Origin of the sequence: Campylobacter porcelli (assembly GCF_002139855.1) — a bacterium.
GTDB classification, from domain to species: domain Bacteria; phylum Campylobacterota; class Campylobacteria; order Campylobacterales; family Campylobacteraceae; genus Campylobacter; species Campylobacter porcelli.
Genome location: NZ_CP018789.1, coordinates 74,194 through 98,296 on the forward strand (window position 1 = coordinate 74,194; position 24,103 = coordinate 98,296).

Consider the following 24,103-nt stretch of genomic DNA (forward strand, 5'->3'; position numbering starts at 1 on the left):
ATGATAAAAGAGAGAATTTTTCAAGGGCTTTTTGCCCTTAGTGCTGGATTTTCTATCTTTGCTGTTGGTGCGATAGCTATATTTTTGTTTTTTAACGCTTTTGCAACTATATCACAAATAGGCTTTTTGGAGTTTATTTTTGGTATGGATTGGTATCCTGATGAAGAGATTTTTGGTATATTTCCTATGATTATTGGAAGTATCTATGTAACGGCTTTAGCCATAGCTTTAGGAGTGCCAATTGGAGTTTTAAGTGCTGTGTATTTGGCATATTTTTGCCCTAAGAGATTAAAGGGGATTATTATGCCAGCTATTGAGCTTTTAGGGGCGATTCCATCTGTTGTTTATGGATTTTTTGGGTTAGTAATAGTCGTGCCTTTAGTGGCTAATATCTTTGGCGGTGTATCTGGAAAGAGTATTTTAGCGGCCTCTTTGATCTTAGCAATTATGGTCTTACCAACAATCATCTTAGTATCAAAAGCAGCTATTGAGACCTTGCCTAAGAGCTATTATGAGGGTGCTTTAGCCCTTGGTGCTACTCCTGAGAGAGCTGTATTTTTCGCTATAGTCCCTGCGGCTAAAAGCGGGATTTTAGCCTCTGTGATCTTAGGCGTTGGTAGGGCTATTGGGGAGGCTATGGCAGTCATTATGGTAGCGGGTAATCAAGTCCAAATCCCACACTCTTTAAGCGATGGAGTAAGAACTCTAACTACAAATATCGTGCTTGAGATGGGCTATGCGGCAAATTTACATAAAGATGTGCTAATAGCCAATGCGGTTGTGCTTTTTGTATTTATTTTGATTATAAATATTAGCTTTAGTGCATTAAAAGGGGATAAAAAGTGAGTAGGGACTATCTATCAATATTCTTGTCATTTTTGCTGAAATTTTCTATTTTTAGCGTATTATTTGTATTTTTTGGGATTACTCTTTTTATATTTATTAAAGGAATTATCTATATTAGCCCAAGCCTATTTGAATGGGAGTATAATAGCACTAATGTATCATTGATGCCAGCCCTTATAAATACCATAAATATGGTTATTTTCTCTTTGGCTATTGCTATGCCACTTGGGATATTTGGGGCAATTTATCTAAATGAATATAGCAAAAAAGATAGCAAAATTTTAAATCTCATAAGGGTAACTTCTGATACTTTAGTTGGAATTCCAAGCATTGTATATGGGCTATTTGGTTATCTTGCTTTTGTTATATATTTTGGATTTAAGACTAGCTTTATAGCTGGGGTTTTAACGCTTAGTATTATGATTTTACCGCTTATTTTAAGAAGTAGCGAGGAAGCCTTAAAATCTGTCCCAATAGGATATAAAGAGGCCTCTTTAGCTCTTGGAGCAAGCAAACTTCGCACTATATTTGCTATCATCTTGCCTAGTGCTACAGCAGGGATATTGGCCGGTGTTATCCTAAGTATTGGTAGGATAGTTGGAGAGAGTGCAGCCTTGCTTTATACCTCTGGAAGTGTAGCTCAAATCGCTGGAGCGATGGACTCAGGGAGAACTTTAAGTGTGCATATGTATGCGATCTCTAGCGAGGGACTACATATAAATGAAGCTTATAGCACGGCGATGGTGCTTATTGTTATTGTATTTTTTATGAATTTTATCTCAAATTTCATAGCCAAAAAAATTTTAAAGGATAGATGATGAAGAGGTGCTTTGATATAAAAAAATTAAATTTACACTATGGGACATTTCACGCTTTAAAAAATATAAATATGGAGATTACCAAAGGCGAAGTTACGGCATTTATAGGGCCAAGTGGGTGCGGTAAATCCACATTTATCAAAACTCTAAATCGTATGAATGATTTAGTAGATGGATGTAAGATTGATGGAGAAATATTGTTTCACGATAGGGATATTTATAGCAAGGATTATGATATAAATTTGCTTAGAAAGCGAGTAGGTATGGTATTTCAAAAGCCAAATCCATTTGCTATGAGCATATATGATAATATCACCTTTGGCCCTAAAACTCACGGGATAAAAGATAAAGATACTTTAGATAGCATAGTAGAAAAGAGCTTAAAAGACGCTGCTTTATGGGAAGATTTAAAAGATAGATTACACAGCTTAGCCCTTGGGCTTAGTGGCGGACAACAGCAAAGATTATGTATAGCTAGAACCCTAGCAGTAGATCCAGAAGTTATCTTGATGGATGAGCCTACAAGCGCGCTTGATCCTATATCTACAGCTAAGATTGAAGAGTTAATATTAAAACTTAAAAAAGATTATACAATTATAATTGTTACTCACAATATGCAACAAGCCCATAGAATTTCGGATAAAACGGCATTTTTCTTGATGGGTGAGGTGATAGAGTATGATGATACTAAAAAGATATTTAATAAGCCAAAAAACAAAAAAACACAAGATTATGTGATGGGTAAATTTGGGTAAGTTTGCTATAATTTGCCAAATTTAAAGGAATTTAAGTGGTATATGTGCTAGAAGATGAAAAAGCGATTTTAGATCTGATTTGCTACGCTTTAAAATCCCAAAATATCCCAGTAAAAGGTTTTAGCCAAGCTAAGGATTTTTATAAGGCATTAAGGGATGAAATCCCTCAAATTTTAGTCCTTGATGTAATGCTCCCAGATGCTGATGGATTTGAAATTTTAAAAGATATAAAAAGCAGTGTTAAATATAAAGATATTTGCGTTTTGATGCTTACAGCACTTGATAGTGAGATAAATAAGGTAAAAGGGCTAGATTTAGGTGCTGATGATTATATCGCAAAGCCCTTTGGGGTGATGGAGTTTTTGGCTCGTATTAGAGTGATTTTTAGACGCAAAGCTATAAAAGAGCAAAATAGCGATATAAGCTTTGATGGATTAGAGTTTTCATATAAAAATCATATTGTTAAGATTGATGGTAAGCCCTTAGAGCTAACATTAAAGGAATTTGAATTGCTTGGATTTTTATTACAAAATCCAAACCAGGTTTTTAGCCGTGATATGCTTTTAGAGATGATTTGGGGATATAGCTATGATAAAGAGAGCAGAACAATCGATATGCATATTAAAACTCTAAGAAAAAAGCTTGGCAATATGGCTGATATTATTAGGACAATTCACGGAGTTGGCTATAAGCTAATAAGAGATTAAGCATGCAAAAAAGAGTATTTTATTTCATTATTTTTTCTATGCTAGGCTTAGCTATATTTATAAATTTATTTTTGATATTTTCTATAGAATCTGTGCTTAAAGATGAGCTTTTTAGCAGACTTAAAAGCTATGCAAATGGGATTAAAGATGAGGTAATTTCATCAATCCAAAATAGCTATTATGTAAATTTAAAATACCAAGATTATCGCATTAGCTTAATTGATGAAAAAGGTAGAGTAATCTATGATAATTTAAGCGATAATTTACCAATCCACAGCGACCGCATAGAGATCAAAAACGCAATGAAAAATGGAGAATCTAAAAGCATTCGCTACTCAAATACCCTATTAAAACGCCATCTATATTACGCAGTAAAAATCCCCACTAATAAGGGCGAGTTTATCCTAAGGATCGCTAAAGAGCAAGAGTATTTATATGCTATTTTTATGAGCTTTATCCCTTATATTTTAGGAGAGATTATAGCGGTTTTGATATTCTCATTTTTATTAGCTAAATACCTTACGCATATAATTTTACGCCCAATTTACAATATAGATTTAAAAAATTTAGATGAGGATTTGCCATATCCAGAGCTTAAAATTTTAATTGAAACTCTCAAAAAGCAAAACAAAATCATCAAAAGCCAATTTAAAAATTTAAAGCAAAAAAGACAAGAGTTACAATCCTTAACTAAAGGAATGAAAGATGGACTTATCATCATCAATAGATCTGGAGAGATCCTAAGCATAAATCCAAGCGCTCAAAAATATTTTGTAAATTTAGCCAAACACACTAGTATATCTGAAATTCAAAATGACCTATTTTTAAAGCTTTTATTACATAATCTAAGGGATTTTAAAGATGGCAAAATAACTAGCGAGATAAGAGAGCAAATCGTATTTATGCAAGAGACTTTGGTGGAGTGTGAGGTGGTATTATCCCCTATTTTTTCGCAAAAAGGCAAATTCAAAGGGCTAATTATAGTTATATGCGATATTACGGAATTTAAAAGAAATCAAAATTTAAGTAAAGAATTTAGTGCCAATGTAACACACGAGCTAAAAACTCCACTAACTTCTATAATGGGAAATGCTGAGATGATTAAAAATAATCTTGTAAAAAGCGATGATTTGCCCCATTTCATCGATACTATTTATGATGAATCAAAGCGACTTCTAGGGTTAATTGAAGATATTTTAAAGCTATCATTTTTAGATGAATCCAGCACTAAAAATATCCCATTTGCTAAAATTGAGCTGAAAAATATGGTATTAAAAATCTATTCTAACCTAAAAAATATAGCTAAAAAATATGATATAGAGTTTGAATTTGAGCTTGAAGAGGGCTATATACACGGCTCAAAAGAGCTTTTAGAATACGCTATTTATAACCTTTGTGATAATGCTATTAAATACAACAATCCAGGCGGCTATGTCAAAATCAAGATAAGAAATTTGCAAGATTGCGTAGAGCTTAGCATTAAAGATAGTGGCATAGGAATTGATAAAGCTGATCAAGACCATATATTTGAGAGATTTTATTGTGCTGATAAAAGCTATAGTAAAAAAGTTGGTGGCACTGGACTTGGGCTATCTATAGTCAAATCCATTCTAGCCATTCATCACGCTAAATTAAAGCTAAATAGCCAAAAAGATATTGGTAGCGAATTTATCATCACATTTGACAAGATATAGATGAATTTACCGCCAAAATAAGAGCTATTTATTATTAAGATTTTGTAAAAACTCAAGTAATATTTATTTAAATTTGTTTCTACTTCGCTAGAGCTAAACCCAGCTTTGCGACCAAAGTTTTCTTTTTTTTACTTTAAGGGACAGGGGAAACTATTTTTAACTTCGCAGGTCAGCAAAGCCGACCTTTGCGATGAAGGGCTACGCCCTTTCAAAACCCCTAAAGTCCCCGCAAGCGGGGTACCCCATTTATGGGGACTTTAGTGTTTGGTTCTTTAGCACGGATTTATTCGTGCGTTAAAAGAACATAGAGATAGTTTCCCCTATCCCTTAAGATCCCAACCCCTTCCCAGTTTGGCATTTTTATTTTATAAAATTTTCGCCGTAAAACAACCTAAATGGTTATTTTACGGCGAAAATTTGGAGTATAACCCTTAACCCACCCAAACTCCCCACAAGTGGGTTACCCTATTTGGTTCAAATTTGTTTTATCAAAACCGTGGCGTAAGCCACCCATTGAAAGGCTTTTACAAAATTTTCGCAACAAAAAACTCGAAGGAGTTTTTGGCGAAAATTTGGAGTGTAAGTTAAGGGGGAAGGGTAAGGTAGCTTCGCTTTTATGTTTCGTAGTGCCGCCAAACGATAGTTAGTATCGTTTGACTATTGCACCACTCATCTGCCAAAAAGCGTCCCCTTTCCCCCTTAAAAATAAAATAATATAGATTACTTCGCTTAACATAAAAATCAAAAAATATTTAAAATTCCAAATTTTTTAATTTCTTTTTTTAAGGGATAGGGGAAACTAAAATTTGAAAGCCAAAACAGTTTCCCCTATCCTATTTTTTACCTACTTTTAACGCACGAACAAGTCCGTGCTAAAGTAGCAAATACTAAAGTCCCTACTCCGTAGGGTTACCCTTAAAAAGAAAAATAATTTCTTTATTATATTAAATACAAAATTCTTATTATAAAATTTGAAAATGTAAAAAATAAAAACCATCTTCCCAAATTTAATTATAAAACCATTACAAATTTATCTCACAGCCTAAATTTATAAATTTTCTTAAATTTTCATCTGGTTAATATCTAGAGTAATTTATTAAATTTAAGCCAAATTTAATGAAAATTTGAAAAATTTATATTAAATTTGCACTTTTTTTAAAAAAAGTGTTAAATTCCCCCCCCCCCATATAAACAATTTAATCTACCTTGCGATATAATCAAATAAGCCTAAGCAAAGGATTAAGCTTAAGGCAAATTTCTTTTAAAAGGATATAATATGAGTTTTAGAATAAACACCAACATAGCAGCTATGAATGCTCATGCTAACTCAGTAGTAAATGATAGAGCTCTTAGTAGCTCACTAGGTCGCCTTAGCTCTGGTCTTAGGATACAAACAGCAGCTGATGATGCCTCAGGGCTTGTTATAGCTGATAGCTTAAAATCTCAAGCAAATTCTCTAGGTCAGGCTATATCTAATGGTAATGACGCTATAGGTATAGTCCAAACAGCTGATAAGGCTATGGATGAGCAGATTAAAATACTTGATACTATTAAAACTAAAGCTATCCAAGCAGCTCAAGATGGACAAAATAGTGATTCAAGAAGAGCTTTACAAAACGATATATCAAGACTACTTGAAGAGCTTGATATGATAGCTACTACTACAAGCTTTAATGGACAACAACTATTAAATGGTAACTTCTCAAACAAAAACTTCCAAATAGGTGCTTATAGCAATGAGACTGCTAAGGTAAGTATAGGGGCTACAAATTCAAATACTATAGGGCATACTAGGTTTGAGACTGTAAGCAATGTCGTGCATTCTAATTTTTCTCAAATAAGTGGATTTACTATAAAACTCAGCGGTATTGATGGCTATCCTAGTGGCTACACATTTCAAAAAATAGCTTCAGGTACAATGCAAACAGATGGATTTAAAGCAATTGCCGAAATGATGAATGGCGTAAGCGATAAAACCGGTGTAAAAGTAAATGTAAATAATACACAAATTTTTAGCGATGGAATATCTGCTGGAGACATTAAAAATTTAACAATCAACGGCGTAACAATTGGAAATATTAAAGTTCAAGCTAATGACGCTGATAATGCTCTAATCGGAGCCATCAATGCTAAAAAAGATGAAACTGGAGTAGAGGCAAGCGTTCAAAACGGCAAATTAGTATTAGCTGCTAAAGATGGTAGAGCTATTAGGATTGGAGCGTTTTCTGAGTCAGCTAAATTTATGGGCGGACAAGTTACAGGAGCATCAAATTTTACTGATGGTGGCGGTGCTGTATTCTTAGGTCAAATGACATTTATTCGTCAAGATGCTAGAGATATTAAAATAGGTATCGATGGATTATCGCAAATTTCAAATTTTACTGGCGGTGCGGCTATGATAAGTGCGGCTTCTATAGCTTCAGACGCTTATAATCAAGCTAGTGTAAATTTAAAATATATGAATTCAGGCACGATTAGTGCGGCTTTAGCCAAAGCAATGGGCTACTTCGATGGTGGAGCCTCTAATGCTGGTGGCGGCTGGGGCGATCAAGCTGGTGGCGTAAATACCTATGGTGGAGCTCAAGCTATGGTAGATGTAGCTGAGAGTGCTAGAAAAACACTAGATAAACTAAGAGCAGATCTAGGCTCAGTCCAAAACCAATTAGTAGCTACTATTAATAATATCACAGTTACTCAAGTCAATGTCAAATCCGCTGAAAGCCAGATAAGAGATGTGGATTTTGCTAGTGAAAGTGCGAATTTCTCTAAATTCAATATCCTAGCTCAAAGTGGTAGCTATGCTATGAGCCAAGCTAATGCAGTTCAACAAAATATATTAAGATTGTTACAATAAATTTAATATATTTTAGATTTTTTACTTCGCTAGAGCAAAGCTAATCTTTGCGACAAATTTTTTTAAATTCTTTTCTTTAAGGGACAGGGGAAACTATAATTTGAAAGCCAAAACAGTTTCCCCTATCCCTTAAAAATCCCAACCCCTTCCCAGTTTGGCATTTTTATTTTATAAAAAGCCATATTAAACCTGAGCGTAGCTCAGCAACATTAGAAGGCTTTTACAAGGGGTTAGGGGTTGTTAAGGGGGAAGGGCAAGGTAGCTTCGCTTTTATGTTTCGTAGTGCCGTCAAACGATAGTTAGTATCGTTTGACTATTGCACCACTCAACTGCCAAAAAGCGTTCCCCTTCCCACTTAAAAATAAAAAGAATTTCTTTGTTAGCAAAGTTTTAATTTTTTTTCTTTAAGGGACAGGGGAAACTATTTTTACCTACTTTTAACGGCGTAGCAAAGCCACGCCTAAAGTAGCAAACACTAAAGTCCCCATAAATGGGGTACCCCACTCGTGGGGACTTTAGGTGGGTCAAGGGAGTACAACTCCCTGTCGCAAAGCTGGGCTTAGCTCAGCTGCGAAGTAAAAATAATATAAAACAACCATAATATTGATAAAAAATATATTTTTATTAGATTAATTTTTTAATATAATTCAAATTTATAAAATATTTACTTAATTTTTATGCTAAATTTATGTAAAATAGTATATCATTCTAAAATTAAAAAGATAAAGTTTATCCTAATTATTTAGGAGATAAGGAAAGGATAGTTTTTGAAAGTTTATTTAGATAATAATGCAACTACGATGATTGATCCTGAGGCTTTAGAGTTGATGCTTCCATTTCTTGGAGAGAAATTTGGCAACCCAAACTCCCTTCACGATTATGGTAGCCAGACTCACCCAGCATTGCGTAGAGCCTTAGATCAGCTATACGCTGGTATCAATGCGTCTGATAAGGATGATATCATCATCACGGGGTGTGCTACTGAGAGTAATAACTGGGTGTTAAAGGGGATATACTTTGATAAGATATTAAAAGGGGAGAAAAAGCGTATCGTTACTACCACAGTAGAGCACCCAGCTATTGGCGCTACCTGTGCGTTTTTAGAGTCCCTTGGTGTGGAGATAACTAGAATTGATGTAAATGATCAAGGGGTTATAACTCCACAAAATTTGCGTGATGTTATGAGTGATGATGTAGCACTTGTGAGTGTAATGTGGGCTAATAATGAAACTGGTATGATATTTCCTATTAAAGAATTAGCCAGTATAGCACATGAATTTGGAGCACTATTTCATACTGATGCAGTCCAAGCAGTAGGGAAAATCCCAGTAGATGTCAAAGATGCAAATGTGGATTTTCTAAGCTTTTCAGGGCATAAATTCCACGCTCCAAAAGGGGTTGGTGCGTTATATATCAAAGACTCAATACCGCTTACTAGCTTACTTCATGGCGGAGAGCATATGGGCGGACGCAGAAGTGGGACTTTAAATGTTGCTGGTATTGTGGCGATGGGTCAAGCTATGGAGAATGCAAATAAATTTTTATCCTATGAGCAAAGCCATGTGGGTAGATTAAGAGATAAGCTTGAAGATGCGCTTTTATCCTTGCCAGATGTAACAGTAGTAGGCAATAGAGCTAATCGTGTGCCAAATACCATTTTAGCTAGTATTAAAGGAGTTGAGGGCGAGGCTATACTATGGGATCTTAATCAAGCTGGTATAGCAGCTAGTACCGGCTCAGCCTGTGCTAGTGAAGATCTAGAGAGCAATCCTATAATGGAAGCAATCGGTGCTGATAGTGAGCTAGCTCACACGGCACTTAGGCTATCTCTATCTAGGTTTAATACTGAAGAAGAGATTGATTATGTGATTGAAAAGATTAAACACGCTGTAAATAGACTAAGAAGCATATCAAGTAGCTACGCTTACGCACCGCAGTGGCATAAATCAGGATTATAAGGAGAGAGTATGGCAAAGGGAAATTTAATAAGTGGAAATATATGGGAAGAGTATTCTCAAAAAGTGCAAAATGCGATGAACGCTCCTAAAAATATGGGAGAGATAACAGAAGAACAAGCCAAGGCTATGGGGTGTAAATTAATCATTGCAGACCATGGGGCAGAGAGTTGTGGCGATGCAGTAAGGCTGTACTGGGCAGTCGATGAGGCTACTGATGTGATTAAAGATGCTAAATTTAAGAGTTTTGGCTGTGGAACGGCTATAGCTAGTAGTGATTATATGGCTGAGCTTTGTAAAGGCAAAACGGTAGATCAAGCAGTCAAAATCACAAATTTAGATGTAGAAAAGGCTATGCGTGATGATCCAGATACTCCAGCTGTCCCACCGCAAAAAATGCACTGCTCTGTTATGGCTTATGATGTGATTAAAGCAGCGGCCGCTAGCTATAAAGGGGTAGATCCAGAGCATTTTGAAGATGAGATTATAGTGTGCGAGTGTGCTAGAGTGAGCCTTGGGACTATTAAAGAGGTTATAAGATTAAATGATTTAACAACGGTTGAAGAGATCACTCAATATACCAAGGCGGGGGCGTTTTGTAAAAGCTGTATAAAGCCAGGCGGACATGAGAAAAGAGAGTATTATCTAGTTGATATTTTAGCAGAAGTTAGATCAGAGATGGAGGCTGAGAAGCTAAAAGCCATCGCAGATGCGAAGATTAGCAGTAGCGGAATTGATAGCGATCTAAGCTTTGAGGAGCTAACTGTGGTTAAGCAGTTAAGGGCTGTTGAGGCTATCATAGATGAGCATGTCAGACCTATGCTTGAGATGGATGGCGGGAATATGGAGATTTTGGATATTAAATCAGAAGGCGGTAGGATTGATATTTACATTAGATATTTAGGGGCTTGTAGTGGCTGTGCTAGTGGTGCTACTGGAACTTTATATGCTATAGAAAATATACTACAAGAGAGTTTAAGTCCAAATATCAGAGTAATACCAGTATGATAAGCGCTAAATTCATCGCTGATAGATACTATATCGGAGATTTGGCTAAGATTTTAGATTATGAGAATTTAAGCTCATTAGAGAATGGCTTTGGGCGTTTGGGTGAGTTTGAGTATCTAAATTTAAGGCTCGAGTGCGATGAGATAAGTGATAGCGATGGATTTAACTATAGCGTTGATAGTCTAAATTTTGGCATTATCAACGCTAAAATAATCGATGAAGAGCTGCTAAGTAGTAGGATTTTAACTCTTAGAAATGGATTTGTAGCGAATAAATTTAGTAGCTATCCGCTTGCTAGGATTGTTGATTTTACAACCGAATTTGAAGTCTCTTTTAATACTAAAGATATAAAATTAGGTAATATAGTGATTAATTTATAAAATTTATTTATACTTTTATTCTATTTAAAAATTTTTCAGCTAAATATAGCAAAAATTTAGTATAATAAATCCAAGAGAATTTTTCATAGAGAGTTTGAAATGGTACCTAGCTGGGACGATAAGTATAGTATTGGCAATTCAGATATAGATTTGCAGCACCAAAAGCTATTTGATTTAGCCAAGAAGTCTTTTATTTATGCTAATAAGAATGTATCTCGTGAAGAAATTCGTGGTATCGTGGCTGAATTCTTTGAGTATATGAAAGAGCATTTTAAGGATGAGCAAGAGTATATGGAGCTAATAGGTTATCCAAAACTCCAAGAGCATACTATGATACACAAAGATATTATCGCTAGTATGGCAGGTCTTATCAAAACAGCTAAAAATGTAAATGACCTAAAGGAAAATTTACTATTAATAGCTGAAAAGTGGCTAGTTGAGCATATCTTAAAAGAGGATGCTAAAATAGAGAAGTGGCGTCAAGCACAGCTACACCAAACAGAAGAAGAGCTAGTAGAAGAAAAACCACAGCAATATAGATATACATGCGGATGCGAACACAAAATTCATCTTGTCCCTAGCCACATACATGAAAAAATACTAGCTGGTAAAAAATTCTCTTGTATGACTTGTAAGGTTGTGATTAAGATTAAGCTTTCATAGGTAAAATCCATAATTAATAGTAAAAGGTATATAAATGGATATTAAATTTATTATTAATGTAGTTGATAGATGATAAATATTAAATTTAATCCATTTTATAGATTTAAGCGAAAAAACCATATTATAACGACTACTGATTTATATAAAAATATAATTTATAACTACTCAAGTAAATTTATACCAAAAAAGAAAAAGAGGGTTTATAATAGCGATTTTAGTGCTACTTATATTAAGACTAAATCTCTTACAAGTTTAAGATTTAAAAGTGATAAAAAAGAGAATTTACACAATCAAATCATATCTTATGCTTACGAAGAGCTGCTCTTAAATCCATCAAAAGAGTATAAAATCAACTATTTTATAAACAAAGATGGAAGTTATACTATATATGTAATTGATATGCAAATAGCCTTAGATGGGCTTAGAGCTATGCAAAAAACTTTGCAAAATATAGATATTGTCATACCTTCTGCGTTACTAATGAGTGGATTTTATAGTAGTGGATTGATGGATAAAAATGGGGTGGATTGCTATATATTTTTTGATGAAAATGAGAGCTATATGAGCTTTTATAAGGCTGGGGAGTATATTTTTCATCATAATATTATTTATGATACCATCTGGTCTATATCTAAGGCAAATGGGATTGAGTGTAATGGCGAGATAATAGATAAAAATATTGATAAATTTAGCGATCTTATAAAGGCTACTATAGAGACTATGCAAAGCATTGCTAATATCGATAAAATCATTGCTGATAGGATATTTCTTAGCTCTTTTATAGGGGATTTGAAAGGATTTAATATAGCCTTATCAAATCACCTTATGAAAAGTGTAAATGGGTTTGATTTTTTGAGTAAATTTAATAGCAAATCAGTGATTAATCTGATGATTGCTATATATGCTAAGGAGCTAATTAGCAATAAAATTAAGTTAGAATTTAATATATTTGATAGGGTTGAGCCACTATATAAAAGGGCAGATGGAAGGCTTTTTATAGCTCTTATTTTAGGTGCTATTTTGGGTATGACATATCCAATTTATATGCTGGTTTTAGCTCATAATTTAGATATAAAAAGCAAAGAGATTAAGCATAATCTAAGCATTGAAAGCTCTAGCGTAGATAGTTTAAAAGGTATTTTGCTATCTATAAATCAAAATCTAGATAATATATCTAAAGAAGAGCAAAATATAAAAGATAATATAAATCTAAATTTAAATAAAATAGACAATATAGCAGCTAAAATAAATAATCCAAATTTAGCTATAACACTATCAAAGATTGTAAAATCAATGGATAATGAGCTACTTAGGGCTAGGAGTATAAGGCTAAATAATGGAGTGATAACCATCGCAGTAGTCGCTCAAAATACTCAAAATATAAATAATTTTATAAATAAATTTAGCATAGCTAGGGTAGGTCAGATAATTAATAATAAAAATTATTTTGAATCAAATATCACAATAGGTTTAGATAATGGAATTTAAAAGCCTATTAGAAGAACGCACTAAAAAAGAGCAATATATGATATTTTTGGGTGGATTTTTGATTGTATTTTATCTATTTTATCTTAGTTGGGACTATTTTGAAAGGCTATATCTTAAGGCTTTGATGAGATATGAGAATGGTCTTAGTGGATATTTGAAGATAAACTCACCTACTGAAATTCAAAATCGCATAGAGGTAGCAAGTCAAAAACTTAAAGATAAAAAGCAAGAGCTAGAGAGATTAAAATTCGAAAATGAGTTTATCCAAGCCCACGCAAAATCGCTATCAACGCAATTATCTAAATTTAGCTCAAGTAGTGAAATTCTAGCCTTTATAAGCTCAAAAGCCTTAGAAAATAGCCTTAAAATATCTAAAATTTCACCAAATCAAATAGGCTCAAATATAAGCTATGATTATAATATATCATTTAACTCTACTTTTGATTTAACCTTGAGATTTATAGATGAGCTTGAGGGGGCTTTATTAGAAATTAGCGAGGCGAGATTTGAGCCGTATAATAGCGAAATTCGTGTGCTGTCTTGGGGAATAAGATGAGAGTTATATTTATGATTTGGCTGTTTTTAGCTGCGGCTGAGGCTCAAGATCTTAATAGCAAGTATAAATATATACTAGATTTATATAATAAGCTTAACTCACGGGCGAATTTGGTAGATATAAACCAGGTTAAATCCCCATTTTTTATAGAGAAAATTAGCCATTCAAAGCCAGATTTAACCCCATTAAATTTAGAAGCCATAATCCAAAATCGAGCCAAAATCAACTCCAAATGGTATGAAGCAGGCAAGGAGTATGAAAATTTATATATAATAGAGATTAAAAACTCAACCGCCTCTGTGATTTATGATAATAGACAGATGGATTTAAAAATCCTTGAAAGTAGCAGTAGCGTTGAAGTATATTAATATAATTTTAATTATCTTAGCTATAAATTTAAATGCCAATGAATGTAGGGATAAGAGGCTTGATATGAGCCTAAAGCCATCTATAACCTCATATGAGATTTTAACCCAATTGGCTGATATTTGTAAATTTAGCATTGTTTTAAGCGACGCAAATACCACAAAAATATTAAAAACCCCTACAACAATGATTAGCATTTCACGCCTTAGCCTTGATGAGATTATAAAGATAATAGCTAATTCCAACGCTCTTAGCTATGAATTTAAAGATAATATTTTAAATTTCTCATTTATCCAGACCAAAACTTTTAAAATGGATTATATAATCTCATCAAGATATGGTCAAGCCATCACCAAAGCCTCAGTAGATTCTGCTCCTATTGAGATTAACTCTCAAAACAGTAGTAGTCAAAATTACGATGAAAATAGTCAAGAAAATATCATTAAAACTACAGAGAAATTTGACTTTTGGCAAGATTTAGCCACCCAGCTTAAATCCATCTTAAATAGCCACAACGATCCATATATAGCCACAACTCCTATCATAAACAGAGCCGCCGGATTAATCCATATCACCGGCACTGCTAATCAGCTCAAAAGAGCCAAAGAGTATCTAGACCTACTCTCATTAAGATTGAAAAGACAGGTCTTAATCGATGTTAAGATCATATCTGTAGAGCTAGATAATAGCTATACAAAGGGGGTTGATTGGAGTAAATTTGAGCTTGGATTTAGTAGCTATTTAGATGATGGAACTCCATCTAGATTAAGCTTTCATAAAGGCACTACGCAAAATCCCGCCCAGAGCCTAAGGGGTATATCTGGTGGATTTATAATTGGCGGGAATTTGCGCTTAAGCCTAGATGGAGTGCTAAATTTCTTAAATAGCAATGGCAAAACCCACATAGTCTCAAGTCCGAAAATTATGACTATGAATAACCAACAAGCCCTAATCTCTGTAGGCGATAATATAAATTATAGAATCGCTGAAGATATAACCAATAACGAAACTAGCCAAATCACCAAAACGACTTATAAACAGCACTCTGTTTTTATAGGAATTTTGCTAAATTTACTCCCTGAAATTAGCGATAATGATCGAATAATGTTAAGGATAAATCCTAGCTTAAGCAGTTTTAAATACTCAGCTGATGATATTAAGCAGACCTTGCCTAGAGTAATTGCCCCTGATACAATGCAAAAGAAGCTCTCTACCGTGGTTGAAGTAGCCAGTGGCGATAGCATAATCTTAGGCGGATTAATCGCTAAAACTCTAAGCAATGAGATAAATAAGGTGCCGCTTTTAGGCGATATCCCCTTGCTTGGATATTTATTTAAAAGCGATACGCAAATAGATAAGAAAAATGAGCTAATATTCATCATCACCCCAACTATAATCAATGACCCACTACCATTAAAAGATTTAGGATATGAAGCTTTATGAATGAGATTATATCTAATCTACAAAATAGCGCCATCACACCTAGCCAAGCGGCCAAAGATTTAGGCATTAGCCAAGATGAATTTTGTGAAATTTTAAGCAGTAAATTTGGCTATGAAGTGGCTGATATGGAGCTTGTAGATTACTCTTTGGCTGATAGTTTGCCACTTGATATGATTATTAAATTTGAGATTTTGCCTATTAAATTTGAGCTAAACTGCGTCCATATAGCTACAAAAAACCCATTTGATATAGCTATAATCTCAAAGCTTAGAAATATCTACAAAGATAAAATCATAAAGCTACTAATCGCCCCACCATCTAAGCTAGATAAGAAATTAGCCAAGATAGCTTTATATTATGGTTTAAATAGCATAATCTTACAAGTTAGAGCCCAGATAAACTCCAAAGACTCAAGCGATGATAGTGCGGTTTTAAAGCTAATTGATAGAATTTTAATAAGCGCTATAGAGCTAGGCTCAAGCGATATTCATATCGAGCCAAGCGGGAGTGGGGCTATCGTTAGAGTTCGAATTGATGGTGTTTTGTGCGAGTTATTTGAGTTTGATGGTGATATATATAATACCTTAATTGGCAGGATAAAACTACTAGCGAATTTAGATATCGCCGAGCATAAAAAGCCCCAAGATGGCAGATTTACCTATAGTATAGATGATCGAGATATTGATTTTAGGATCTCTGTTTTGCCAGTTATAGGCGGTCAAAGTGTGGTGCTTAGGATACTTGATACTCATAAGATGATTGTAGATTTACAAAATTTGGGTTTAAATGAGATAAATTTAAATTTACTCAAAAAATCAATATCCAAAAGCTATGGAATGATATTAGTTACTGGCCCTACAGGAAGTGGCAAGACAACTACTATATATTCAGCATTAAATGAGCTAAAAGGCAAAACCAAAAAGATAATCACAATAGAAGAGCCCATAGAGTATCAGATGGGCTATTTACAGCAAGTTGCAGTAGGCGATAGGGCTGGTGTTAGCTTTGAAACTGCGCTTAGAGCAGCACTCCGCCAAGATCCAGATATAATAATGATAGGAGAGATTAGAGATCATCAAAGCCTTCGCACCGCTATAGGAGCAGCACTTACAGGGCATTTGGTTTTATCAACCTTACATACAAATAACGCTATAAGTGCTATAGATAGAATGATAGATATGGGGCTTGAGCGTTATTTGATTAGCGGTGCGGTGGTGGCCATAATGGCTCAACGATTAGCTAGAAAACTTTGCCAACATTGTAAAGAAAGGGTTGAAAATAATCGCTATAAGGCTCGTGGTTGCGCTCATTGTGTGGGAACTGGATATAGTGGAAGAGTGATAATTAGCGAAATTTTACAAATCACTCCAAATTTAGCCTCTTTAATAGCCAAAGCCACGCCAAGTAGCGTGATTTTAGATGAGGCCATAAAAGAGGGCTTTGTCCCTATGTCTGATAGTGGCTTTAAGCTAGTAGAAAGTGGCGTAACTAGCCTAGAAGAGCTCTTAAGCTTAATTAGATGAAAAAATTTATAGCTAAGGTTATCATAAATAATTGCGCTCAAACTCGCACTATAAGGGCTGCAAATTTACAAAATGCTAAGGATATTTTATCTAAAGATGGGACGATTGTAGCTATTAAAGAGAGTGCGGAATTTAGATTAAATTTAAGATTTAGGCAAGTTGATGAGAGAATTTTAGCTATTTATATTAAAGAGCTTAGCACGCTTTTAGAAGCTGGGGTGAGTGTGCTTGATGCTTTTAATAGCGTAGCAAAGGGGTGCGATAATGCTAGGCTTAGGGGTATTTTAAGGGATATTTGTGCTGATTTAAATGCTGGAATGAGCCTAGAGCAAGCATTAAAGGAGCATAAAAGCGATCTTGGTTTGATTAGCTTAGCTATGTTTTCTTTAGGGCAAAATAGCGGCAAACTCTCAAATTCCCTAGCTATTCTTAGTTCAATGCTACAAGAGATCGCTGTAAATAGAGCTAAATTCAAAAAAGCCATTAGATACCCTGCCATTGCTCTATTTAGTTTAATTATCGCTTTTAATATCTTAATTGCTATGGTTATACCATCATTTCAAGGCGTTTTTGACTCTTTGGGCGGGGAGCTTCCTATGGCTACTAGAGCGATTTTGTGGGTGGAATTTGTGATAAAAAATTATGGATTTTGGCTTATTTTAGGGCTTATTTTCTCTATTTTTTTGTGGGGCTATTTTTATAAATTTAGCCATAAATTTAGAGTTAAATTTGATGCTTTTATACTTAAAATTCCATTGATTAAAAGTGTGATTTTACATAGTTCTTTGGCTAAATTTAATCTGATTTTATCTAAGCTTATTAACGCCGCAATGCCAATAGAAAGAGCCTTAGAAGTTGCAAATGGTGTAATAGAAAATAGATATATTAAGGCTAAATTTAACCAAGCCATTAAAGATATTTGTCATGGCAATCCATTAAGCTCATCTTTTAAAAACACATCTTTATACGAAAATATCGCCATAGAGATGATAAAAGCAGGAGAAAAAAGCGGTGCTATAGATGAGATGTTTGGCTATATCTCAAGCTATTATAAGCAAAAGTATGACTGGCTTATTGATAATCTTAGTGCATATTTAGAGCCGATCTTGCTTGTGGTGGTATCAATGGCGGTTTTACTACTAGGACTTGGGATATTTATGCCGCTTTGGGAGCTATCTAATAGGGCTTTGGTATATTAGATTGTTTTAATATATTATTAGGTATAATCCGAAAAAACTTAGGAGGTTAAATGAGTAGCAATATGCTATACAATCATCAAAAAGAGATAGGCGATGAAGCCTTTATCACTACCAAAACTGATCTAAAAGGTCGCATTACTTATGCTAATAGATATTTTTTAGATATTGTCAATGCTAAAAATTCAGATCTAATAGGCAAAAACCACAATGTAGTTCGCCATCTAGATATGCCAAAGTATGTATTTAAGCTGCTTTGGGAGAGAATAAAGAAAAAAGAGGAGATTTTCGCTTTTGTTAAGAATGCTACATTTGATGGTGGATATTACTGGGTTTTTGCTAATGTAACAAGCTCTTTAGATGAAAATGGTAATATAATTGGCTACTACTCAGTGCGTCGCAAGGCTAACCCAAAAGCCGTAGAGAAGATAATACCAATATATCAAAAAATGCTAGAGTTAGAGAAAATGGGGGGGGGTATGGAATCTAGCCAAAGGTATATAGCTGATTTGTTAGCTACGCACAATACAACTTACGATCGCTTTATTAATGAATTACAAAGAGGATAATTATGGGTATATTTAGTAAAAAAAGTAAATTTGATGATATTGTTTATAATGAGATTGTGGCAGTTGCGTGCGGAGCCTCAAAAGGAAAATTAGAAGCTAGAGTTACAAATATTGATAATGATTCTAAGTTAGTTACTATAGCAAATTGTATTAATGACTTGCTTGACCAAGTTGAAGCCTTACAAAGAGAGACGCAAAGTAGCATTATAGCAGCACGAAATGGAGATGATTATAGAAATATCTATACGCAAGGATTTAAGGGAATTTTTAGAAATAATGCCGAGTCTTTAAGCGAAGGTGTAACTGGTGTTTTAGAAGGGCAAAAAGGCAAGATTAGAGGGATTTTAAGCCAGAAATTTACAGAGTTAGGCAACGGTACAGATGGGATTGATGCAGTTCAAAGAGATCTAATAGATAGCGTAAGTGACCTATCAAAGGTGGTAGATTCTAGCAAGCACACAGCAGATATTGCTAGTCAAAGCATAAGCAATGTAGAAGAGCTAAGCTCAAATTTTAGCGTCATCACCTCAAATAGCAACCAAACCACGCAAAGCATATATCAAAGAGCAACCGACATTAGCAGTATGGTAAATTTAATCAAAGATATAGCTGATCAAACAAATCTACTAGCCCTAAATGCGGCTATTGAAGCTGCTCGTGCTGGAGAGCATGGTAGGGGATTTGCCGTGGTGGCTGATGAGGTCAGAAAACTAGCTGAAAATACCGCTAAAGCTACTGCTGATATAGAAAGCACCGTAACAATGCTAAGCCAAGACGCTGATGAGCTAAATCGTTCAACTGATATGATAAATAAAGTAGCACAAACGGCTATTGATAACACAAGTAAGCTAAAAGATACACTTGAAAATTTCAGCACCGATGCAGATCAAACTGCTAAAATTTCAGAGCTAACTCAAAATAAAACAATAGGAATTTTAACTAAAATTGATCTAATCCTAGCTAAGACAAATGCTTATAATAATGCCTTAAATGGCCTAAGCTTTACCCCAGAGCAAGAAGCACATATAGATGGATTATTGCGTGATTGCGATAATAATTTTGCTAAATTTAATCCATCTCAAGCTAGTAAAATCAAAGAAGCCTTACATACTATAGCAGATATTTTAAAGGATACAAACAAGAAAGATATAGATGGGCTTGTGCGTAAATTTAATACCATTGAGCAAAATAGTAGTTTAGTCTTTAAAAATATTGATGATATAATATCAAACAAAAAATAAATTTAGGAATAGCTATGAGCTTGGATTTTACCCATTTGCATTTGCATACCGAATACTCTTTATTAGATGGTGCTAATAAGATTAAAACCTTAGCCAAACGATTAAAAGAGATAAATATCAAATCTTGTGCTATTACCGACCACGGAAATATGTTTGGTGCGATTGAGTTTTATAAGGGTATGAAGGCTGAAGGGATAAAGCCAATTATCGGACTTGAGGCATATATACACAATAGCGATGATATAGCCTCTAAAGAGAGTAGATATAGATTTCACCTTTGCTTATTTGCTAAAGATGAGATAGGCTATCAAAATTTAATGTATCTAAGCTCAATGAGCTATATAAAGGGATATTACTACTATCCAAGGATAAATAAAAAGCTTTTAAGAGAGCATAGTCAGGGGTTAGTTTGTAGCTCAGCGTGCTTAGCTGGAGAGGTAAATTTCCATCTAAATTTAAGTGAGAGAAATATCAAAAGAGGCGCTGGTGGATATGAAGCTGCCAAGGCTGCAGCACTAGAGTATAAAGATATATTTGGCGATGATTTTTATCTTGAAATTATGCGTCATGGGATATTTGACCAGCAACGAATAGATAGCGATATTATCAGATTATCCAAAGAAACAGGCATAAAACTAATCGCCACAAATGACGCTCACTACACCAATAAAGATAGCGCCATAGCTCAAAAAATCTTTGTCTATATCTCAGCGAATAAAAATTTTGATGAGAGTGTAAGAGAGCAAGTTTTGAGCGAATTTTATGCTAAATCTCCTGAGCAGATGAGCGAGATTTTTGCTGATATTCCAGAGGTTGTATCCAACACTCAAGAGATAGTAAATAAGTGTAATTTGGAGATAAAATTAGGCAATGCCACTCCGCCAAATTTCAAATTTACCCAAGAATACGCTAAAAATAGAGATCTACCATTGCCAAATCCAGATATGGAGTATGATTTGGATAATGATGGGGTTTTGTTTGAGTATGAGTGTAAAGAGGGGCTTAAGAAGCGTTTAGAGTTTATTGATCCTAGCAAACATCAAATTTACAAAGATAGGCTTGAGCTAGAGATTTCAACTATTAAAAATATGAAATTCCCGGGCTACATGCTAATCGTGGCTGATTTTATCAATGAGGCTAAAAAGCGTGGCATTCCAGTAGGCCCTGGGCGTGGCTCAGCAGCTGGAAGCTTGGTGGCTTATGCGCTTCGCATTACTGACCTTGATCCAATCCCATATAATTTGCTATTTGAGAGATTTTTAAATCCAGAGCGTATTAGTATGCCTGATATTGATGTGGATTTTTGTCAAAATCGCAGAGGTGAAGTTATTGATTATGTGATACAAAAGTATGGTCAGTATAATGTCGCTCAAGTGGCTACTTTTGGTAAGCTTTTAGCCAAAGGCGTTATAAGAGATGTGGCTAGAGTAATGGGTATGCCATATGCTGAAGCTGATGCGATGGCAAAGCTCATTCCAGACGAGCTAGGTATTGCCTTACAAGGCTATACTAATAAAAAGGGTGAATTTGAGCCTGGAGCATTTGAAAAAGAGCCTAAAATAGGGGAGTTAATACAAAACAACGAGCTAGCAAGAAGCGTGTGGAAGTATGCTTGCGAGCTTGAAGGGTTAAATAGAAACCCAGGTATGCACGCTGCTGGTATCGTAATTAGCAATGAAGAATTATGGAAAAAAGCCCCACTATGGAGACAAAGCAACGCTGAAGATGGTCATTATGTAACGCAGTATGCCAAGGACTATCTTGAAGAGGTGGATCTAATCAAATTTGACTTTTTAGGGCTTAAAACTTTAACCGTAATCGACAATGCAATTAAGCTAGTCAAAGCTAGATTTAATCAAGATATATTGTGGGAAAAGATCGATTTTAACGACCCTAAAACCTATGAAACCATACAAAGTGGCAATACCCTTGGAATTTTCCAAATAGAATCAAGTGGTATGCAAAAGCTAGCTGCAAAGCTAAGACCAGACTGCTTTGAAGATGTTATTGCTATGATTGCTCTTTATCGCCCAGGGCCTTTAAATTCAGGAATGGTGGATGATTTTATAGATATTAAACATGGCAAAAAGAGTGTAGAATACGCCTTTGATGCCTTGCGACCGATACTAGAGCCTACATATGGGGTTATAGTCTATCAAGAGCAAGTTATGCAAGTAGTTCAAACCGTGGGTGGATTTAGCCTTGGTGGAGCGGATTTAGTGCGTAGGGCTATGAGTAAGAAAAAAGAAGATGAGATGCTAAGGCTAAAAACTCAGTATCTAGATGGTGCTTCTAAAAATGGATTTGATAGGGATAAGGCTGATGTGCTTTTTGAGTTGATTATGAAATTTGCAGAGTATGGGTTTAATAAATCCCACTCAGCAGCTTACGCACTTATCACATTCCAAACGGCATATTTAAAGACATATTATCCGGCTGAATTTATGGCAGCTCTTCTTACTAGTGAAGAGAATAACGCTGATAAAATCACTAAATATATAGAGGAGATTCGCCGTTTAAATATCGAGCTACTTCCCCCTAGCGTTAGCAAGAGCAAAAGTGAATTTAGCGTTATTAATAGTGATGGTAATGACGCTATTATCTATGGTCTAGGAGCCATTAAGGGTGTTGGTGGCTCAGCGGTTGATGATATTATAGCATTTAGAGAAACCGGATTAGATAGCTTAGAAGATTTAGTATCTAAAAGCGATTGCACCGCTGTAAATAAGCGTGTTTATGAGGCACTCATAAAATCGGGTGCTTTAGATGAATTTGGCTATTCTAGAAAGACCTTAATGCAAAATCTTGAGTATATAACAGACCAATCTAAAAAAAGCTCTGATATTAAAAGAGAGGCTGAGTTTTCACTATTTGGCGATGATGAGAGTATGAATAATATAAAGCTAAGCTTAAATTTAGCTCAAGATGAATTTAGCCAAAGGGAGCTTTTAGGCTTTGAACAGGAGTTTTTAGGCGTTTATATTAGCGGACATCCGCTTGATGAGTTTAGAAGTAGTATTGAAGCGATTTCGCATACGAATTCATCAGAATTTGATAGCATTGATGATGGAAGTGAGATTATCGTTATAGGTAAGATTGAAGATATATCTGTAAAGATAACTAAATCTGGCAATAAAATGGGTATAATCGCCATTCTTGATATGCAAGGAAGTATGGAAGCAACGGTGTTTTCTCATATGCAAAAGATCGAAGCCTTGCCAAAAGATGAGCTAAATAAACCACTTGTATTTAAAATGCTTTTAAATAAAGATGAGCAACAAATCAGACTAAAAGTAAATGAAATTTACACCCTTGAAGAGGCACAAAACACTAAAATAACGCTAAAATCTAGCAAAATCACTGCTGAAGAGATAAGTGAGAATAAAGAGTATTTTGATAGCATTAAGCACTCTAGTATCGTGGATATATTAAAAAGTGCTAAAGGTGGTGAGCACCTTATAATTGCTAAGATAAATAATATCTCTATTAAGGATACTAAATCTGGCGGCAAAATGGCGGTGCTAAGCGTAGCAGATAAAAGCTCAAATGCCGATATGTTCGCCTTTGATGTGGCGTGTATGCAAGCTAGTGAGATAAGCGATACAAGTAGATTATATGCGTTAAAAATCACGCCACCAAGAGATGCGAATTCTAAGATGATTATAAATCAAATAATCGATATAGATGAGGCAAAAAATGGAGATATAGCCCTTAGAAACGCACCAAAAAAGAGAGCTCAAAAGCAAGACGAGGTAGAAAAAGAGCCTAGCTTTAATATAGTTGGCAAGCTAGAGATTGATTTGAAATTAAGCAGTTTAAATAGGAGTAAAATTAATCAAATTTATGAATTAGCTAGTAGATATAATGCTACAAATGGGAATAAAAAGAGCTTGATTTTAAGGGTTGTGGATGAAAATAGGGCTCAGATTATGCAGTTTGTAACTGAATTTAGCGTAACTGATGAATTTCAAAATGAGCTAAATACTCTTTTGGCTGGGTAGATTAAATAGATTGCCAAATTTATTATTACTCTTTAAGGGT

General features: G+C 34.7%; 18 protein-coding genes and 1 pseudogene. All 19 read left to right on the plus strand.

Annotated elements, in window-relative coordinates; translation table 11 throughout:
* The 19 genes and pseudogenes from pstC (at position 1) to dnaE (ending at position 24,063) form a co-directional block, all read left to right on the plus strand.
* Complete coding sequence (pstC, locus tag CSUIS_RS00360; protein WP_192940191.1) at positions 1-846, plus strand: phosphate ABC transporter permease subunit PstC; 846 nt, start codon at positions 1-3, stop codon at positions 844-846.
* Complete coding sequence (gene pstA / locus CSUIS_RS00365; RefSeq protein ID WP_086296680.1) at positions 843-1,664, plus strand: phosphate ABC transporter permease PstA; 822 nt, start codon at positions 843-845, stop codon at positions 1,662-1,664. Before pstC ends, pstA begins: the two co-directional genes overlap by 4 nt.
* The gene (gene pstB, locus CSUIS_RS00370) at positions 1,664-2,419 is read left to right on the plus strand and encodes a phosphate ABC transporter ATP-binding protein PstB (RefSeq protein ID WP_086296681.1); all 756 of its coding nucleotides are present in this window, start codon (positions 1,664-1,666) and stop codon (positions 2,417-2,419) included. Before pstA ends, pstB begins: the two co-directional genes overlap by 1 nt.
* 35 nt (positions 2,420-2,454) lie before the next feature.
* Positions 2,455-3,126 (plus strand): response regulator transcription factor, encoded by a 672-nt coding sequence (locus tag CSUIS_RS00375; RefSeq protein WP_086296682.1) that lies wholly within the window; start codon positions 2,455-2,457, stop codon positions 3,124-3,126.
* A gap of 2 nt (positions 3,127-3,128) precedes the next feature.
* Positions 3,129-4,820, plus strand: a complete 1,692-nt coding sequence (locus tag CSUIS_RS00380) for an ATP-binding protein (protein ID WP_086296683.1) — start codon at positions 3,129-3,131, stop codon at positions 4,818-4,820.
* A 1,276-nt stretch (positions 4,821-6,096) separates the two neighbouring features.
* Positions 6,097-7,674 carry a flagellin B gene (locus CSUIS_RS00385; protein ID WP_086296684.1) on the plus strand — a complete coding sequence of 526 codons (1,578 nt, stop codon included), beginning with the start codon at positions 6,097-6,099 and terminating at the stop codon, positions 7,672-7,674.
* A 767-nt stretch (positions 7,675-8,441) separates the two neighbouring features.
* A complete protein-coding gene (locus tag CSUIS_RS00390) occupies positions 8,442-9,632 on the plus strand; it encodes a NifS family cysteine desulfurase (RefSeq protein WP_086296685.1) in 1,191 nt (396 codons plus the stop codon).
* Between the two features lie 9 nt (positions 9,633-9,641).
* Positions 9,642-10,637 (plus strand): iron-sulfur cluster assembly scaffold protein, encoded by a 996-nt coding sequence (locus tag CSUIS_RS00395; protein WP_086237146.1) that lies wholly within the window; start codon positions 9,642-9,644, stop codon positions 10,635-10,637.
* A complete protein-coding gene (locus CSUIS_RS00400; RefSeq protein ID WP_086237145.1) occupies positions 10,634-11,017 on the plus strand; it encodes a hypothetical protein in 384 nt (127 codons plus the stop codon). The genes CSUIS_RS00395 and CSUIS_RS00400 overlap by 4 nt, the downstream gene beginning before the upstream one ends.
* Positions 11,018-11,116: 99 nt before the next feature.
* Positions 11,117-11,680 (plus strand): bacteriohemerythrin, encoded by a 564-nt coding sequence (locus CSUIS_RS00405; RefSeq protein ID WP_086237144.1) that lies wholly within the window; start codon positions 11,117-11,119, stop codon positions 11,678-11,680.
* 69 nt (positions 11,681-11,749) lie between these two features.
* Positions 11,750-13,168, plus strand: coding sequence for a hypothetical protein (locus CSUIS_RS00410; RefSeq protein WP_086296686.1), 1,419 nt, complete (start codon positions 11,750-11,752; stop codon positions 13,166-13,168).
* Complete coding sequence (locus CSUIS_RS00415) at positions 13,158-13,724, plus strand: hypothetical protein (RefSeq protein ID WP_086237142.1); 567 nt, start codon at positions 13,158-13,160, stop codon at positions 13,722-13,724. Before CSUIS_RS00410 ends, CSUIS_RS00415 begins: the two co-directional genes overlap by 11 nt.
* Positions 13,721-14,092: a hypothetical protein gene (locus CSUIS_RS00420; RefSeq protein WP_086293774.1), complete on the plus strand. Its 372-nt coding sequence runs from the start codon at positions 13,721-13,723 to the stop codon at positions 14,090-14,092. Before CSUIS_RS00415 ends, CSUIS_RS00420 begins: the two co-directional genes overlap by 4 nt.
* A complete protein-coding gene (gene mshL, locus CSUIS_RS00425) occupies positions 14,079-15,533 on the plus strand; it encodes a pilus (MSHA type) biogenesis protein MshL (protein ID WP_236860785.1) in 1,455 nt (484 codons plus the stop codon). The genes CSUIS_RS00420 and mshL overlap by 14 nt, the downstream gene beginning before the upstream one ends.
* Positions 15,530-17,056, plus strand: coding sequence for a GspE/PulE family protein (locus tag CSUIS_RS00430; RefSeq protein WP_086296687.1), 1,527 nt, complete (start codon positions 15,530-15,532; stop codon positions 17,054-17,056). The genes mshL and CSUIS_RS00430 overlap by 4 nt, the downstream gene beginning before the upstream one ends.
* Positions 17,053-18,255, plus strand: a complete 1,203-nt coding sequence (locus CSUIS_RS00435; protein ID WP_086296688.1) for a type II secretion system F family protein — start codon at positions 17,053-17,055, stop codon at positions 18,253-18,255. The genes CSUIS_RS00430 and CSUIS_RS00435 overlap by 4 nt, the downstream gene beginning before the upstream one ends.
* Positions 18,256-18,305: 50 nt before the next feature.
* Positions 18,306-18,821 (plus strand): PAS domain-containing protein, encoded by a 516-nt coding sequence (locus tag CSUIS_RS00440; protein WP_192940192.1) that lies wholly within the window; start codon positions 18,306-18,308, stop codon positions 18,819-18,821.
* Between the two features lie 590 nt (positions 18,822-19,411).
* Positions 19,412-20,062, plus strand: a pseudogene (locus CSUIS_RS08685) (methyl-accepting chemotaxis protein); the annotation flags it as partial.
* A 14-nt stretch (positions 20,063-20,076) separates the two neighbouring features.
* Positions 20,077-24,063, plus strand: a complete 3,987-nt coding sequence (gene dnaE / locus CSUIS_RS00450) for a DNA polymerase III subunit alpha (RefSeq protein ID WP_086296690.1) — start codon at positions 20,077-20,079, stop codon at positions 24,061-24,063.
* The last annotated feature ends 40 nt before the right edge of the window (positions 24,064-24,103 follow it).